This is a genomic window from Arthrobacter sp. Leaf337 (genome assembly GCF_001423745.1).
Taxonomy (GTDB): Bacteria; Actinomycetota; Actinomycetes; order Actinomycetales; family Micrococcaceae; genus Arthrobacter.
The window spans coordinates 1-14,738 of the sequence record NZ_LMPC01000002.1 but is presented as its reverse complement, the minus strand read 5'-3'; the positions used below and the strand labels follow the sequence as shown (position 1 = coordinate 14,738).

9 protein-coding genes are annotated in these 14,738 nt (G+C 66.4%); 7 read left to right on the top strand and 2 right to left on the bottom strand.

Translation table 11 applies throughout. The annotated features are described in order from the left end of the window. Positions 1-49: 49 nt before the first annotated feature. Positions 50-1,159 (bottom strand): ABC transporter permease, encoded by a 1,110-nt coding sequence (locus ASF98_RS03100; RefSeq protein WP_082506684.1) that lies wholly within the window; start codon positions 1,157-1,159, stop codon positions 50-52. Between the two features lie 200 nt (positions 1,160-1,359). On the opposite strand from ASF98_RS03100, the gene ASF98_RS03095 reads away from it, so the two are divergent. The 5 genes from ASF98_RS03095 (at position 1,360) to ASF98_RS03075 (ending at position 9,041) form a co-directional block, all read left to right on the top strand. Then, positions 1,360-2,670 (top strand): sensor histidine kinase, encoded by a 1,311-nt coding sequence (locus tag ASF98_RS03095; RefSeq protein WP_055797811.1) that lies wholly within the window; start codon positions 1,360-1,362, stop codon positions 2,668-2,670. Then, positions 2,667-3,320 carry a response regulator gene (locus ASF98_RS03090; protein WP_055797348.1) on the top strand — a complete coding sequence of 218 codons (654 nt, stop codon included), beginning with the start codon at positions 2,667-2,669 and terminating at the stop codon, positions 3,318-3,320. The genes ASF98_RS03095 and ASF98_RS03090 overlap by 4 nt, the downstream gene beginning before the upstream one ends. Before the next feature lie 58 nt (positions 3,321-3,378). Next, positions 3,379-5,370 carry a penicillin-binding transpeptidase domain-containing protein gene (locus ASF98_RS03085; RefSeq protein ID WP_055797345.1) on the top strand — a complete coding sequence of 664 codons (1,992 nt, stop codon included), beginning with the start codon at positions 3,379-3,381 and terminating at the stop codon, positions 5,368-5,370. Positions 5,371-5,522: 152 nt separating this feature from the next. After that, positions 5,523-7,328 carry an S-layer homology domain-containing protein gene (locus tag ASF98_RS03080; RefSeq protein ID WP_055797341.1) on the top strand — a complete coding sequence of 602 codons (1,806 nt, stop codon included), beginning with the start codon at positions 5,523-5,525 and terminating at the stop codon, positions 7,326-7,328. Between the two features lie 30 nt (positions 7,329-7,358). Next, positions 7,359-9,041, top strand: coding sequence for an ABC-F family ATP-binding cassette domain-containing protein (locus ASF98_RS03075; RefSeq protein ID WP_055797338.1), 1,683 nt, complete (start codon positions 7,359-7,361; stop codon positions 9,039-9,041). A gap of 74 nt (positions 9,042-9,115) precedes the next feature. Here the strand turns inward: ASF98_RS03075 and ASF98_RS03070 are convergent, their stop codons facing one another. Next, positions 9,116-9,808 carry a GntR family transcriptional regulator gene (locus tag ASF98_RS03070; protein ID WP_055797336.1) on the bottom strand — a complete coding sequence of 231 codons (693 nt, stop codon included), beginning with the start codon at positions 9,806-9,808 and terminating at the stop codon, positions 9,116-9,118. Between the two features lie 145 nt (positions 9,809-9,953). Between ASF98_RS03070 and ASF98_RS03065 the strand changes: the two genes are divergently transcribed. Both ASF98_RS03065 and ASF98_RS03060 read left to right on the top strand, forming a co-directional pair. Then, the gene (locus tag ASF98_RS03065; RefSeq protein WP_055797334.1) at positions 9,954-11,696 is read left to right on the top strand and encodes an L-lactate permease; all 1,743 of its coding nucleotides are present in this window, start codon (positions 9,954-9,956) and stop codon (positions 11,694-11,696) included. Further along, positions 11,696-14,521, top strand: a complete 2,826-nt coding sequence (locus tag ASF98_RS03060; RefSeq protein WP_055797331.1) for an FAD-binding and (Fe-S)-binding domain-containing protein — start codon at positions 11,696-11,698, stop codon at positions 14,519-14,521. Before ASF98_RS03065 ends, ASF98_RS03060 begins: the two co-directional genes overlap by 1 nt. The last annotated feature ends 217 nt before the right edge of the window (positions 14,522-14,738 follow it).

Here is a 14,738-nt window from a genome sequence, read left to right as displayed (position 1 = left end):
GAGTATGCCTTTCAAGGAATATAAGTGTGGGGGGATCGTGGGGGCGGAGTCAGTTGCCGCCGAGGGCAAGCAGGGGGTCAATCCTGGTCACGCCGCGGACGGCCACTGCTGCACCGCACAGGCCCAGGAGCAGGATGCCGGCGATGGGCACCAGCGTGGTGGCGGGGGTGAGCAGGAACGGCGCAGCTTGTGCCGCCAGGAACCCGCCGAGCAGGCCCGTTCCGCCGCCGGCAATTGTCCCTGCGGCCAGCACCATCAGGGCCTGTCCCATTGCATCCCGGAGTACGTAGCCGGGCGACCCGCCCATAGCCTTGACCACGGCAATGTCCCGGGTCCGCTGGACGGTCCACACCGTCAGGAAAGCCACGATCACAAGGGCGGAGATGCCGTACAGGAACGCCTGCATCAACATCAGCGAGCCGTTCTCGCTCTTGAAGGATCCGAGGGCCTGGAACGAACCGTCGCGGGTGGTGCTGACCGTCCCGGCAGCAGCATTGGCGGCGTCCACGTCAACCTGGGCGCCGGCGTCGAACGTCACGGCCAGTACGGTGCCCAGGGACCCGCTGCCGATGCGGGCCAGTTGCCGCCAGTCACTCAACGAGGTCCAGACGACGCCGATGTGTGAATACCACTGGTCAGGAACGATGCCCGCAACGGCAAGTTCAACGCCGCCCACTGCCAGGAGGCTGCCGGGGCTGAGATGCAGGTCCGCTGCGAGGGTTTCGCCCACCACAACCGTTCCGTCGTCCGCGGGATCAGGCATGGGGCTGGCCGGACCCGCGGACAGGCCGTTACTGCCGCCGAAGACTGCCACGTTTGCGGTGCCGCCAGGCGAACCGGCCGTGCCAACGGCCTGCGCTCGGACCTGGCTGATCCCGAGCGCCTCCACCCCGGCAACGCCGTCCTGCGCGGACCAGGCAGCCAGCTGCTCCCGGGTCACTTCCGACTCGGTAAACGACGCCTTGGCCGGAGTGCCCGCCGGGGCACCGAAGATTATCTGGTCGGTCCGCAGCCCGGCGATCGCCGACGTTGACTGGTTGCCCAGGCCGGCAGTCAGTCCCGAGAGCATCACGAGCAGCAAAGTGATCAGGGCGATGACTGCTGCCATCAGGACGAAGCGGCCTTTGGCAAAGCGGAGATCGCGAATGGCGAGAAACACGTGGTTCCTTTCGTGGTGGTGTGGTGCTGTTTCCCACTCTTCCGCCACGGACGGCAGCGCACATCGGCCTCCCGGTTGGCCATCCGGAGGCACCGGGTGGAGCAGCGGCTCAACCAAATGGTTGATCTCCGGCCGCCGGGCCCGATTTCACCGTGAAACGGGAGTCGTGGAGGATACGCTGGATTGATGCGAGGCACGTGGTGATCCAAAGCGAACCCAGCGGTTCGGCGATAATCCTGCGGCTCCTGAGAATCAGCCTCCACGTGGGCTTCGCCGTCTTGCTTCTGGTGGCCATGGCGCGCGTCCTGACGTCCGGTCCGGCGCTGTCGGGCTGGCTTTCCCTGGTCCTTGCCGTGGTGCTCGCAGCCGTCTACCTCATCGGCACGGTCCTGGAGAAACGCCACTCCACGGATGCGAAGCGCTTTGATCCGCGGCGATACGCACCATGGTGGCTCGGGGCAGTCTCGGCCTTGTGGCTGGTGCTCATCTGGTCCAGCGCGGATTTCGTCTGGCTGGCCTTTCCACTCTTCTTCCTGCAGCTCCACGTACTGCGGCGGCGTGCGGCCCTCCCGGTCATTGCGGCGTCCACCGTGCTGGTTGTGGTGGCGCTTTGGTTCCACAACAGAGGCGCGGCCGGCCCGGCCCTGGAGCTGCCGATGGTGCTGGGGCCGGTATTCGGAGCGGCGTTCGCCGTGATTACCGGCCTCGCGTACCGGGCGCTGTACCTTGAGGGCGAGAACCAGCGCCTCGCGGCCGAGGAGTTGCGACGGACGCGCGGCGAACTGGCCCGCAGCCAGCACGACGCCGGAACCCTCACCGAGCGGGCACGGCTGGCCCGCGAAATACACGACACCCTGGCCCAGGGTTTCTCGAGCATCGTGCTGATGGGCCGCTCGGCTGAAAAGGCACTCGTCGACGGCGACACCGCCACAGCCCGCGAACGGCTCCGCACGGTGCAGGAAACTGCGTCCGCCAACCTTGCCGAGGCGCGCAACTTTGTCCGCGACCTGCAGTCCCCGGCGCTTGAGCAGATGTCCCTGGCGGGGAGCCTGCGCCGGCTCTGCGAGAAGACCGAGGCCGAGGCAGCGGCACGCGGGGCCGGCCTTCGGTGCCGCTTCGACCTCGAAGGCACTCCTGTGGAGCTGCCCAACCCGTACTCCACCACCCTCCTCCGCGCGGCACAGGCGAGCCTGGCGAACGTGTGGGTCCACGCAAAGGCAAGCACCGCCGTCGTGACCCTGTCCTTTCTAGGCAGCGAAGTGGCCATGGACATCTACGACGACGGCGTCGGGTTCCGCCCGGAAGCGGCGGGATCCGGGGTCGACCCGAACAGACCACAACCGCAGGATGGTTCCGGATACGGCCTCCGGTCCCTCCGGGAACGGGTGGCGGCGCTGGCCGGCACTCTCGACATCGAGTCCGCTCCGGGCGAGGGAACAGTGGTGGCCATCCGGCTCCCGCTGGTGGACGCGTCGGCGACCGGGAAACCGGCAAACGGGGAGCGGCCATGAGCGGAATCCGAATCCTGCTGGTGGACGACCACCCGGTGGTACGCGCCGGGCTCCGGGCCATGCTGAGCGACTTCGAAGGCATCACAGTGGCCGCCGAAGCCGGCGACGGTGCTGCTGCGCTTGCCCAGCTGGCCAGGCTCCACACCCTGGGCGAGCCTGTGGACGTGGTCCTGATGGACCTGCAAATGGGAGCGGGCATGGACGGCGTCACGGCCACGCAAAAGATCAAGGCCGGCGAGGCGGGTATGCCGGCACCGCCGGTGCTGATCCTCACCACCTATGATTCCGACGCCGATATCCTGGCTGCCGTCGAAGCCGGCGCCAGCGGTTACATGCTGAAGGATGCCCCGCCCGAGCAAATCCGGCAGGCCGTCCTCTCCGCGGCGGCCGGCGGGACGGCGCTGGCTCCGGAGGTGGCCGCCCGGCTGATGGGCAGGATCCGGAACCCTGAACCGGCACTGTCCGCCAGGGAAATCCAGCTGCTGCAGCTGCTCGCCACGGGACTGCCGAACCGTGCCATCGCCCGGCAGCTTTTCATCTCCGAGGCCACCGTCAAGACCCACTTGGTGCACATCTACGGAAAACTCGGCGTGGACAACCGCACCGCTGCGATTTCCGTGGCCACGCAGCGCCGGATCATCCGGCCCTAAACACGGGCGGGTGCCATGTGACAAGAACATTGTCCGGGCTTGCGGGCATAATGGCGCGGTGGGGAACTTTCAGAAACTTTCGCTTGCCCTTGTCGGACTCATAATTGGCGGATCGCTGGTGGCTTGCGACGACGGCCGTGCCGGCGCGCAGGACGCAGCGAAGCAGCTCGCCTCTGCGATGACTGCGCTTGACGTCGGCTCCGTCGCTTTTGAGGGCAAGGACTCCGCAGCCGCCAACGAACAGCTGAAGGAAGTCTTCCAGGCTCTCGATCCCGCCAAACCGGACGTGGAAACCGGAGAGCTGACATTAGAGAAGGACACCGCGACGGTCCCGCTGAACTACAGCTGGAAGATCGGCTCCGGCGAGTGGAAATACACCGCCTCCGCCGAACTGAAGAAGTCCGGAGGCAAATGGCTGACCGTGTGGAAGCCTGCCCTGCTAGCCCCCGAACTGGCCGAAGGCGAAGTCATTGGCGCGGGCGCCCAGTCGCCCCAGCGTGCCGATATCCTCGGCGCCGGCGACGCGAAGCTCGTCACCTACCGCCCGGTGGTGAACGTTGGCATCGACAAGCCCAAGCTGGGTTCAGCCGACCCCGCTGCGTCCGCCGCCAAACTTGCCCAGCTGGTGGGAGTGGACCCCGCCGCGTACACACAGCAGGTACAGGCTGCCGGCCCCGCCGCTTTCGTCACCGCCATCACCCTGCGCCAGGACGGCCGGACCATTACCGACGAACAGATTGCCCAGATCCCAGGCGCCTCGTCCATCGCCGACCTCCTGCCGCTGGCGCTGACCCGCACCTTCGCCCGCGCCCTCCTGGGCACAGCGGCCGAGGCGAATGCCGAGCAGATCGAAAAATCCGGCGGGACGCTCAAAGCCGGGGACACCACCGGTACGGGCGGGCTCCAGCAGCAATACGACGCACAGCTCCGCGGCACCGACGGAATCCAGGTCTATGCCGAAAAGGCAGGGCTCTCGGCTGACGAGAAGCAGGCACTGCCCAACAAAGGCCGCCGGATTCTGTTCCAGGCTGATATGAAACCGGGAACGCCGGTGAAAACCACCTTGGACCCCCGCTTGCAGCAGCTCGCCGAAGATGTCCTGGCGGAAGTCGGTCCGGCGTCCGCCATCGTGGCCCTGCGCCCTTCCAGCGGCGCAGTTCTGGCAGCAGCTTCAGGACCTGGCAGCAACGGCTACAACACGGCCCTGCTGGGCCAGTATGCCCCCGGCTCAACGTTCAAGATGGTGGATTCCCTGGCCATGATCCGCAACGGCCTGACTCCGGACTCCAAGGTTGAATGCACGCCGACGCTCACGGTGGACGGCCGTACGTTCAAGAATGCGGAGGGCTATCCGGAAAGCTCCCTGGGATCCGTCACCTTGCGGGACGCGTTCGCGCACTCCTGCAACACAGCCTTCATTGCGGCCCGCGACACCGTCAGCCAGGCGCAGCTTGAATCCGCGGCCACCTCCCTCGGTGTTGCCGTTGAGGCGCCCGGCCTGGGGGCAGCCGCCTTCCTCGGCTCGGTTCCCGGCGAAGCGGAGGGCACCGAGCATGCCGCTTCCATGATCGGCCAGGGCAAGGTACTGCTCTCGCCGCTGGCTGCTGCTGTAATGGCCGGCTCCGTGGCCAAGGGGTCCCCCGTGTCACCCGTCCTCGTGCTGAACGCGGAAGCCAACTCCGGCACAGCAGCCCCCGAGGGGTCCGGAACCCCGACGGCGGACGGAACGTCGTCGTCGTCCTCCACGGCTCCGGCTCCGGCCAAGGCCGCCGAGAAGCCGGTCACGGCGGCGGAAACGGCCGCGCTGGCCGACATGATGCGCGCCGTGGTTACCTCGGGACACGCTGGATTCCTGGCCTCCGTACCGGGGGAACCGGTGGGAGCCAAGACGGGCACTGCGGAATTCGGAAATGAGAACCCGCCCAAGACGCACGCCTGGATTGTGGCGGTGCACGGCGACCTCGCCGTCGCTGTCTTCGTCGAAGAAGGCGGCCTGGGAGCCACAACATCGGGTCCTTTACTCAAGAACTTCCTCGTCGCCGCCGGTTAACCCGGCGTTAGCGCAGGTTCAGCGCAGGATTCCGTCAGTCTTTGGCGAGTGCGCCCGGAAAGTACGCAAGCGGACCATATTCTGGGAGGGCTCGCCCCGCGGCGGCCCTACTGCACTTGATTTCTGAACACGGAAAGAAGCACTGACGCCCGATGCAGCTCATTCACCGGACGGCCGCCGTCCTATCGGCCCTGCTTCTTTCGATGACGTCGATCAGCCTGGTGACCCTACCGGCGCAGGCAGCCCCGTCCGACCCTGCCGTACCCCCGGTTTCGTCGACTGCCGAGGGCACGCCGCATTCCGACCACACCTTCGAACCCGAGGCCCTGAGAGCCATCCGGGAAGCGGAAACTCCGCAGGGGGCTGCTAGCAGCCTGACCCGTGCCGGTGACATCCAGGTGACCCTGGTGACCGTCAAGCTCGCGGACAAAACGGCGGAACAGACGGCAGCCATCGACTTGAATGCCGCAAAAGCCGGGATCACTGCCTCCAGCAACTTCTGGAAGACCATGTCGAACAACCGGCTTTCCATGTCTGTCGCTTCCACCCGGACCGGCGTTCCCTCCGCGGCAAAGTCCACCCAGACGTACTACGAGATCATGGACACTGTGACCCGCGAGCTGGGCTGGGTCAATGCGTCATACAAAGCGCTTGTTGTGTTCGTGCCCGTGACCGAACTGTCGTGGGGTGCGCTGGGAGCAGGCTGGAGCGCCGGGAACCAGGGCGGGCGGATTCTGATGCCCTTGCCGAGCAACTTCACCAACAATGTTGTAGCCCACGAGTTTGGACACGTCCTGGGCCTCATGCACGCCGACAGCCTGCAGTGCCTCAGCGGCACGTCAGACGTCGGATCCGACCTCAACGGCAACTACACCGACAGCTCCTGCAGCGTACGCGAGTACGGCGACACGATGGACCTCATGGGGGCATCACGCTGGTTTGAGCTGCCCACCATCAGCTCCAGCCACTGGGAAGCAGGCGGGTTCGGCCGAGGCGACGAAATCCGCAACACAGGGATTGCCGCCGGAAGTAAGAGCTACACCCTCAAAGCGTGGGCCGGCACCGAAGCCAATCGGGCCCTGAAATTCACGGACCCCAAAAGCGGGGAAGTGTACTTCGTTGAGCTGCGACTCCCTGTGGGCTATGACGCCCGGCTGGCCGTGAACGGAAACAAGGGCGTGAAGATCGTCCAGCGTGGCGGAGCCACAGCCGTCTCCTCATTGCTGCTCATGCCGTCCACCGTTCCCTTCGACGGCTATTACGCGACGAACCATGCATGGCAGGCGGGCAGCACGTTCGTGACCCACGCCGGCACCAGGGTCCGGATCGATTACGTGTCCGGGGACGCGGCGGGTGTCACTATTACAGCCCCCGATCCCTTTACCGACATCAGCGGATCCGGCTTCCGTTCGGACATCATCTGGATGTACGACAGCGGGTTGAGCACCGGCTGGGGCGACGGCACCTACCGGCCCTACCAGGCGATCAGCCGCGAGGCCATGGCGGCCTTCATGTACCGGCTGGCGGGCAGCCCTGCGTACACTCCGCCGGCGAAGTCGCCGTTCGTTGACGTGCCCACCGGAAGCCTGTTCTATAAGCAGATCGCGTGGCTCGAGGCCGAAGGGCTGGCCAACGGCTGGGAGGACGGCACGTTCCGCCCGGGGGCATCGATGAGCCGTGAGGCCATGGCCGCCTTTATCTACAGGTACAGCGGGGAATACTGCCGGCTGCCGGCCACCCTGGGCTATGCGGAGCCCACTGCCTCGCCGTTCAAGGACGTTCCTGTTCCGGCCCCTTTCTACGGCGAGATCGCCTGGACCAACTATTCGGGAGTCTCCAAGGGCTGGAGCGACGGAACGTACCGGCCCCTGGACGCGATCACGCGTGAGGCCATGGCCGCCTTTATCCACCGGCTGGACACTTTCCAGGATGCCAACGGAGGCTGCAGCCCCGCCTAGCGCCCACGCGGGCATGGGAAGATTGAACGCGTGGCTCATATTGACGTTTCCGGCATCGACTACTTCCTCTCCGACGGCACGCAACTGCTCAACGGGGTGAACTTCAAGGTCCCGGACGGCACCAAGACGGCGCTGATCGGACCCAACGGAACGGGAAAGACGACGCTTTTCCGCATCATTTCCGGCGACCTGGTCCCGGATGAAGGCGTGATCGGCCGGTCCGGCAACATGGGCATCATGCGCCAGTTTGTGGGGCAGGTCCGGGACGAATCCACTGTCCGCGACCTCCTGGTGTCCGCGGCCCCGCCGGCGCTGGCCGCCGCCGCGCGCGCCGTCGACGAGGCCGAACTGGCCATGATGGAGCACGACGACGAGCCCACCCAGATGCAGTACGCCCAGGCGATCGTGGACTGGGGAGACGCCGGCGGCTACGACGTCGAAACCGTCTGGGACGAGGTCTGCATGGCCGCGCTGGGACTTCCGTTCGACCGCGCGCAGCACCGCCCGGCGTCGACCCTCTCCGGTGGTGAGCAGAAGCGGCTGGTGCTCGAAGCGCTCTTCGCCGGCCCGGACGAACTGCTGCTCCTGGACGAGCCGGACAACTACCTGGACGTGCCGGGCAAGCGCTGGCTCGAGGCCAAGCTCAACGAGTCCAAGAAGACCGTTTTCTTCATCAGCCACGACCGCGAGCTGCTGAACAACGCTGCCAGCCGGATCGTGACGCTTGAGCCGGGCATCAACGGGGCAGGAGCCTGGGTCCACGGCGGCGGGTTCGGCTCCTATGTGGAGGCGCGCGCGGACCGCAACGCCCGCTTCGAGGAGCTGCGCAAACGCTGGGACGAGGAGCACGTGAAGCTCAAGGAACTCGTCAACATGTACAAGAACAAGGCCGCGTTCCGCTCCGACATGGCCAACAGGTACCACGCCGCCCAGACCAGGCTGGCGAAGTTCCTGGAAGCAGGCCCGCCCGAGGCCCTGCCGATCGAGCAGAACGTGCAGATGCGGCTCAAGGGCGGACGGACCGCCAAGCGTGCCATCGTGGCCGAAAAGCTGGAACTGACCGGGCTGATGAAGCCGTTCTCCACCGAGGTGTGGTTCGGCGACCGCGTGGGCGTGCTTGGCTCCAACGGCTCCGGCAAGAGCCACTTCCTGCGCCTGCTCGCCACCGGCGGAACGGATCCCGAGCGGGAACACCTGCCGGTGTCCGACGTCGACATCGCCGAAGTGCCGCACGAAGGCACCGTGAAGCTCGGCGCCCGCATCCGTCCAGGCTTCTTCGCGCAGACGCATGTTCGCCCCGACCTGCTGGGCAAGACGCTGCTGGAGATCCTGCACCGCGGCGACGAACACCGCTCAGGACTGGGACGTGAGGCCGCAGCCGGTGCCTTGGACGGATACGGCCTGGCATCACAGTCGGAGCAAAAGTACGAGTCCCTGTCCGGCGGCCAGCAGGCGCGGTTCCAGATCCTGCTGCTGCAGCTTTCCGGAGCAACCCTCCTGCTCCTCGACGAGCCCACGGACAACCTGGACCTGCACTCCGCCGAGGCCCTGGAGCGCGCCATCGACCACTTCGAGGGAACGGTCCTGGCCGTGACGCACGACCGCTGGTTCGCCCGGACGTTCGACCGCTTCCTGGTGTTCGGCTCCGACGGCAAGGTGTACGAATCCGCCGAGCCGGTCTGGGACGAGAAGCGCGTGGAGCGCGTCCGCTAGCCGCTCTCTACTCCGGGGGTGCGCTACTGGGGGGCGCGGGCGCCTGCGTGCAGGCCCGGCTGCGGGCGTGCAGGTTATTCCGGCAGCAGTTCGGAGCGTGCGCCGGCTTCCGGACCGGCAATGCCTCCCATAGCGGCGACCAGCCGTTCCCGCGCGCGCCCCAGGTGCTCGTCGAGCAGTTCGGCGGCGGCGTCCCCCCGGCCTGCTTCAATGAGTTCGAGGATCTTTTGGTGTTCGGCCTGGATCAATGCGGTGTCCAGGAGGTGCAGGGACTGGATGCGGACCATGCACAGCCGCACCTCCCCTACGAGCGAGCGGTACATCCTGCTGATGCGTTCGTTGCCGACGGCGTCGATCAGGCTGGTGTGGAACCGCATGTCCGGTTCGATGACGTCGAGCGGGGCTCCCGTCTGCAGCGCCGCGATGTCACGGTTGGCCTGCACGGCCGCTTCCGGCACGTCCCTGGTGCGCGCGAGCCGCCGGAGTACTTCGCTTTCCAAATAGGCGCGGGCCAGATAGATGTCCCGCACGGAATCCGGTCCGAGTTCCACCACGCGGGCGGTCTTGTGCGTCCCGCGGTCCAGCAGCCCCTCCGCGACGAGCTTCTCGATCGAGGCCTTTGCTGTGGGACGAGCCACCTCGTAGGAGGAGGCCACGTCCGTTTCGGTAAGGGTGTGGCCGGAACCGAGTTCACCGGAAAAGATCCGGCTCCGCAGATCCGCGGCGATCGCGTCCACGATCGAAACTGCTGTGATTCGCCCGGCCACCGGAGCTCCATTCCCGCCAAGAGTTGCTTGAGTCACCTCAATCTTGCCAGACAAGCCAACAAGTCTCTCTTGACCAACATGTGTACTTGTTAGACAATCGAAGGGCGCCACGGTGTTGTGACGCCTAACACAAATCTGGAGACACATGTTTCAGCAGATCCTCGATCCCATTGCCGGGTCCCTAGTGATTTCAGCCCTTTGCGCTGCGCTTCCCCTCGTCCTGCTCTTCGTCCTGCTCGGCGTTTTCAAAGTCAAAGCGCCAAAGGCCGCCCTCGCCAGCCTGGCCCTGTCCCTCGTGCTGGCCATCGTGGGCTGGCAGATGCCGGTCAACCAGGCCCTGAGCGCCACCGCAGCCGGCATCTTCTACGGACTGTTCCCGATCCTCTGGATCCTGGTCAACGCGCTGTGGATCTACCGGCTCACCGTGGCCACACCCTGGTTCGAGGTGCTGGGTCAGACAATCCGCTCCATCTCCAACGACCTCCGCATCCTGTCCATCCTGATCGCCTTCTGCTTTGGTGCGCTGCTGGAATCCCTGGCCGGATTCGGCGCCCCCGTGGCGATCTCCGCTGCCATGCTGATGGCGGCCGGCATGAAGCCGCTGAAGTCGGCTGTGGTCTCGCTGCTGGCCAACACTGCTCCCGTGGCCTTCGGCGCCATGGCCGCGCCGATCATCGCACTCAACGGCGTCACCGGACTGCCGCTGCACGACCTGTCCTCGATGGCCGGACGCCAGACGCCGTTCATTGCCCTGATCGTGCCGCTGCTGCTGGTGTTCATCGTCGACGGCCGGCGCGGCGTGAAGCAGACCTGGCCCGTAGCCCTGGTGGCAGGCGTCGCCTTCGGAGCGGCCCAGTTCGTAACCTCCAACTACTTTGCCGTGGAACTCACCGACGTTGTTGCCGCCGTCGTGACAGTGGCCGCCGTGCTGCTGATGCTGAAGGTCTGGCAGCCGAAAGAAACCGTCGGAATGGGCGGCACTGTCGAAGCCGCACCGAAAGCCGAACCGGAGGCTGCGCACGCGGCTGCTGCCGTCGCCGTCGCCCGTGACGGCCGCTCCGCCGCCGGGTCCGTGACTGGCGCCGAACACCCGGCCTCCGTGCCCGCCTCGGGGACCGCGGTGTCCGCCGATAACTCACGGCCCGAACCACGGAGGATCTGGATGGCGATCGCCCCGTACCTGATCATCATCGCTGTGTTTTCGGTGGCCCAGATCCCGTTCGTCAAGACCTGGCTGGGCCAGGTGGGCAGCGTGACGTTCGCGTGGCCCGGCCTGGACATCACCGATTCCGCCGGCAAGCCTGTCGCAGCCACGAAATTCAAGCTGGACCACATCAAGGCGACCGGCACCCTGCTGATGTTCTCCGGCTTGCTCACCATGGCGCTGTATAAAATCACTGCATCCCAGGGCCTGCGCATCTACCGGGATACGATCGTGCAGCTGCGCTGGACGATCGTCACCGTCACCGCCGTCCTGGGGCTGTCCTTCGTGATGAACCTGTCCGGCCAGACCACCACCCTTGGCTTCGCGCTGGCTTCCGCGGGCGGCTTCTTCGCCATCCTCTCACCGCTGATCGGATGGATCGGTGTGGCCCTCACCGGCTCCGACACCTCCTCCAACTCCCTGTTCGGCCAGATGCAGGCCACCGCCGCGGCGCAGACCGGCCTCTCTCCGGTGCTGATGGCGGCCTCCAACTCCTCCGCCGGTGTGATGGGCAAGATGCTTTCGCTGCAGAACCTTGCCGTGGCCTCGGCGGCGGTGGGCCTTGACGGTGCCGAGGGTGCCCTCTTCCGGAAGCTCCTCGGCTGGAGCCTCGGCCTGCTGGCGCTCATCACTGTCCTGATCTTCCTGCAGTCCACCCCCGTACTTGGCTGGATGGTCCCCTGATGGCACCGCTGGACACGGCAGGCCTTCGCGCGGCAGTGAAGGATCCCGCGCAGGTGAGCACCCGGGCCATCGACCTGCACGCGAACGCCCACGACGCCTCGCATTTCCTCCTGCTCCCGCAGGCCGTGGTGACGGCCGGGAGTGCCGCCGAAGTGGGCGGGCTGCTGCGGGCCAGTGCCGCCCAAGGCGTGCCATTGACGTTCCGCTCCGGAGGGACCAGCCTGAGCGGCCAGGCGGTCACCGCCGGCGTGCTGGTGGATGTCCGCCGCAACTTCCGGGAGATTGAAGTGCTCGACGACGGCGCGCGGGTCCGCGTTCAGCCCGGCGTCACGGTACGGGCACTCAACGCGAGGCTCGCCCGCTACGGGCGGAAGTTCGGCCCGGATCCGGCCAGCGAGGCGGCGTGCACCGTCGGCGGCGTGGTGGCAAACAACTCCTCCGGGATGAACTGCGGCACGGTGGACAACACCTACCGCACCTTGGAGTCACTGACTGTGGTGCTGCCCTCCGGCAGCGTCATCGATACCGGAGCAGCCGACGCCGACCAAAGGCTCCGCGCCCTCGAACCGGAACTCCACGCAGGCCTGGTCCGGCTGGCCAGGCGGGTCCGTAACAATGTGGACTCCGTGCGCAAAATCCGGCAGCAGTTCTCGATGAAGAACACCATGGGTTATGGCCTGAACTCCCTGCTGGACTTCCAGTCCCCGGTGGACATCATGACCCACCTGATCATTGGCAGCGAAGGCACCCTGGGGTTCGTTGCAGAGGCGGTCTTCCGCACCATCCCGCGGCTCCAGCACGCGGCCGCAGGCTTGCTGGTGTTTCCGGATCTCGAAGCCGCCAACGCTGCCCTGCCCGCCCTCGTTGAAACCGGTGCCGCCACCATTGAGCTGATGGATGCGCTGTCCCTCAAGGTGGGCCGGACGCTCAAGGGAACGCCCGCCGTCGTGCAAGACCTGGCAGTCCGGGAGCATGCCGCCCTGCTCGTGGAGTATTCCGCCGGCAGCGGCGGTGACCTCGTGGAGCTCCAGGCCCACGGCGAGGCTGTCCTCCCGGGCCTCGGCCTGTCTTCGCCCGCCCGGTTTACGGGCGACGCCCGGGAACGTGGGCAGCTCTGGCAGTTGCGCAAGGGACTCTACGCATCAGTTGCCGGTGCCCGTCCCCAGGGCACCACTGCCTTGTTGGAAGACATCGTGGTTCCGGTTCCGGTGCTGGGCAGGACGTGCCGGGAACTGAACCGGCTCTTCGACAAATACGGCTACAGCAACAGCGTGATCTTCGGCCACGCCAAGGACGGCAACGTTCACTTCATGCTTACTGACGGTTTCGCCTCTCCGGCCGAACTGGACCGCTACAGCGCCTTCACGGAGGACATGGTGGACCTGGTCCTGGGCGAGGGCGGATCGCTGAAGGCCGAGCACGGGACAGGTCGTGTAATGGCTCCCTTCGTCCGCCGGCAGTACGGCGATGAGCTTTACGACGTCATGCGAACCATTAAGCGGCTCTTCGACCCCGCTGCGATGCTCAACCCGGGCGTGCTGATGGACGAGGACCCGCTGGCTCACCTGCGGCACATCAAGACGGCGCCGCCCGTGGCCGAGGAGGTGGACCGCTGCGTCTCCTGCGGCTACTGCGAGCCGGTGTGCCCCAGCAAGGACATCACGCTCACGCCGCGCCAGCGGATCGTGACGCTGCGGGCCATCGAATCCGCCAGGCTGGCCGGGGACATGGCGCTGGTGCGAGAACTGGAAAAGGACTACGAGTACGAATCCGTGGACACCTGCGCCGTGGACGGGATGTGCCAGACCGCCTGCCCGGTGGACATCAACACCGGATCGCTCGTGAAACGGCTGCGGAAGGCCGACGCCGGTCCGCTCGCCAACGGTGCGTGGAACGCCGTCGCCAAGCACTGGGAGGGAGTGACCCGTGGTGCCTCGCTGGCCTTGACCGTGGTCGACAAGCTCCCGGCAGCTGCCATCACGCCGCCCAACAAGGCCGCCCGGGCAATCCTCGGGAAGGACACGGTACCGCTGTACTCCGCCGAACTGCCCGGCGGCGGTTCGGTTCGCAAGCGTCCGACGCCGGCGGGCGGAGCCGACGCCGTCTACTTCCCGGCGTGCGTGGGGACCATGTTCGGACCCGCGGGTGCGGGTCCCGACGCAGAAGGCCATGGCGTCCAGTACAGCTTTGAGCAGCTATGCGGCCGCGCCGGGCTCACGCTCCTCGTCCCGGAAGGGATCGACGGCCTGTGCTGCGGTACCCCCTGGTCCTCCAAGGGCATGTCCGCGGGCCAAACAACCATGCGCCGGAAGACCCTGGCCGCCCTCAGGGAAGCCACCCGGGACGGTGAACTTCCCATCGTCTGCGACGCCTCCTCGTGCACCGAAGGGCTGCGGCAGGCCGTCGAATCGGACATACCCGCGCCGGGGCAACGTGCGCTCCGCATGGTGGACGCCGTCGACTTCGCTGCGGAACAGATCCTGCCCCGGCTGCCTGACCACGGGAAGCTGGAGTCCCTGGCACTGCACCCCACCTGTTCGTCCACCAGGATGGGCCTCAACGATGCCTTGGGTGCCATTGCCGGAGCGGTGGCCGAGCGGGTGGACATCCCGGAAAACTGGGGCTGCTGCGCGTTTGCCGGGGACCGGGGCATGCTGCACCCTGAACTGACGGAGTCGGCGACGGCGAGACAGGCTGCGGAGGTGGCCAAGATGGGCGCCGCCGCCCACGCCTCGTGCAACCGCACCTGCGAACTGGGCATGACACGGGCCACGGGCGCCCAGTACCGGCACGTGCTGGAGCTGCTGGAGGAAGTCACCCGGTAAGCCGGACGCTCTCTCACTTCCTGCACGTTTTGCACCGACGCTCCTTCACCAGGTGAACTGCTTCCCGGAAGTTGGACTGAGAAATTCAGTTCCGACTTCCGGGGAGCAGTTTTTATGCGTGCATATAGTTCTTTGTCTGAGGTCCAGCGTGTTAGAAGTAGTAGGAAACAGCGCCACCGCCCGCGCTTTGCGAGATGGCGAGCCAGAGACAGAGCCC

Excerpts from the sequence above, each read along its gene's own strand:
- ASF98_RS03090 (WP_055797348.1), top strand. The coding sequence starts at position 2,667 with ATGAGCGGAATCCGAATCCTGCTGGTGGACGACCACCCGGTGGTACGC.
- ASF98_RS03080 (WP_055797341.1), top strand. The coding sequence starts at position 5,523 with ATGCAGCTCATTCACCGGACGGCCGCCGTCCTATCGGCCCTGCTTCTT.
- ASF98_RS03065 (WP_055797334.1), top strand. The coding sequence starts at position 9,954 with ATGTTTCAGCAGATCCTCGATCCCATTGCCGGGTCCCTAGTGATTTCA.
- ASF98_RS03060 (WP_055797331.1), top strand. The coding sequence starts at position 11,696 with ATGGCACCGCTGGACACGGCAGGCCTTCGCGCGGCAGTGAAGGATCCC.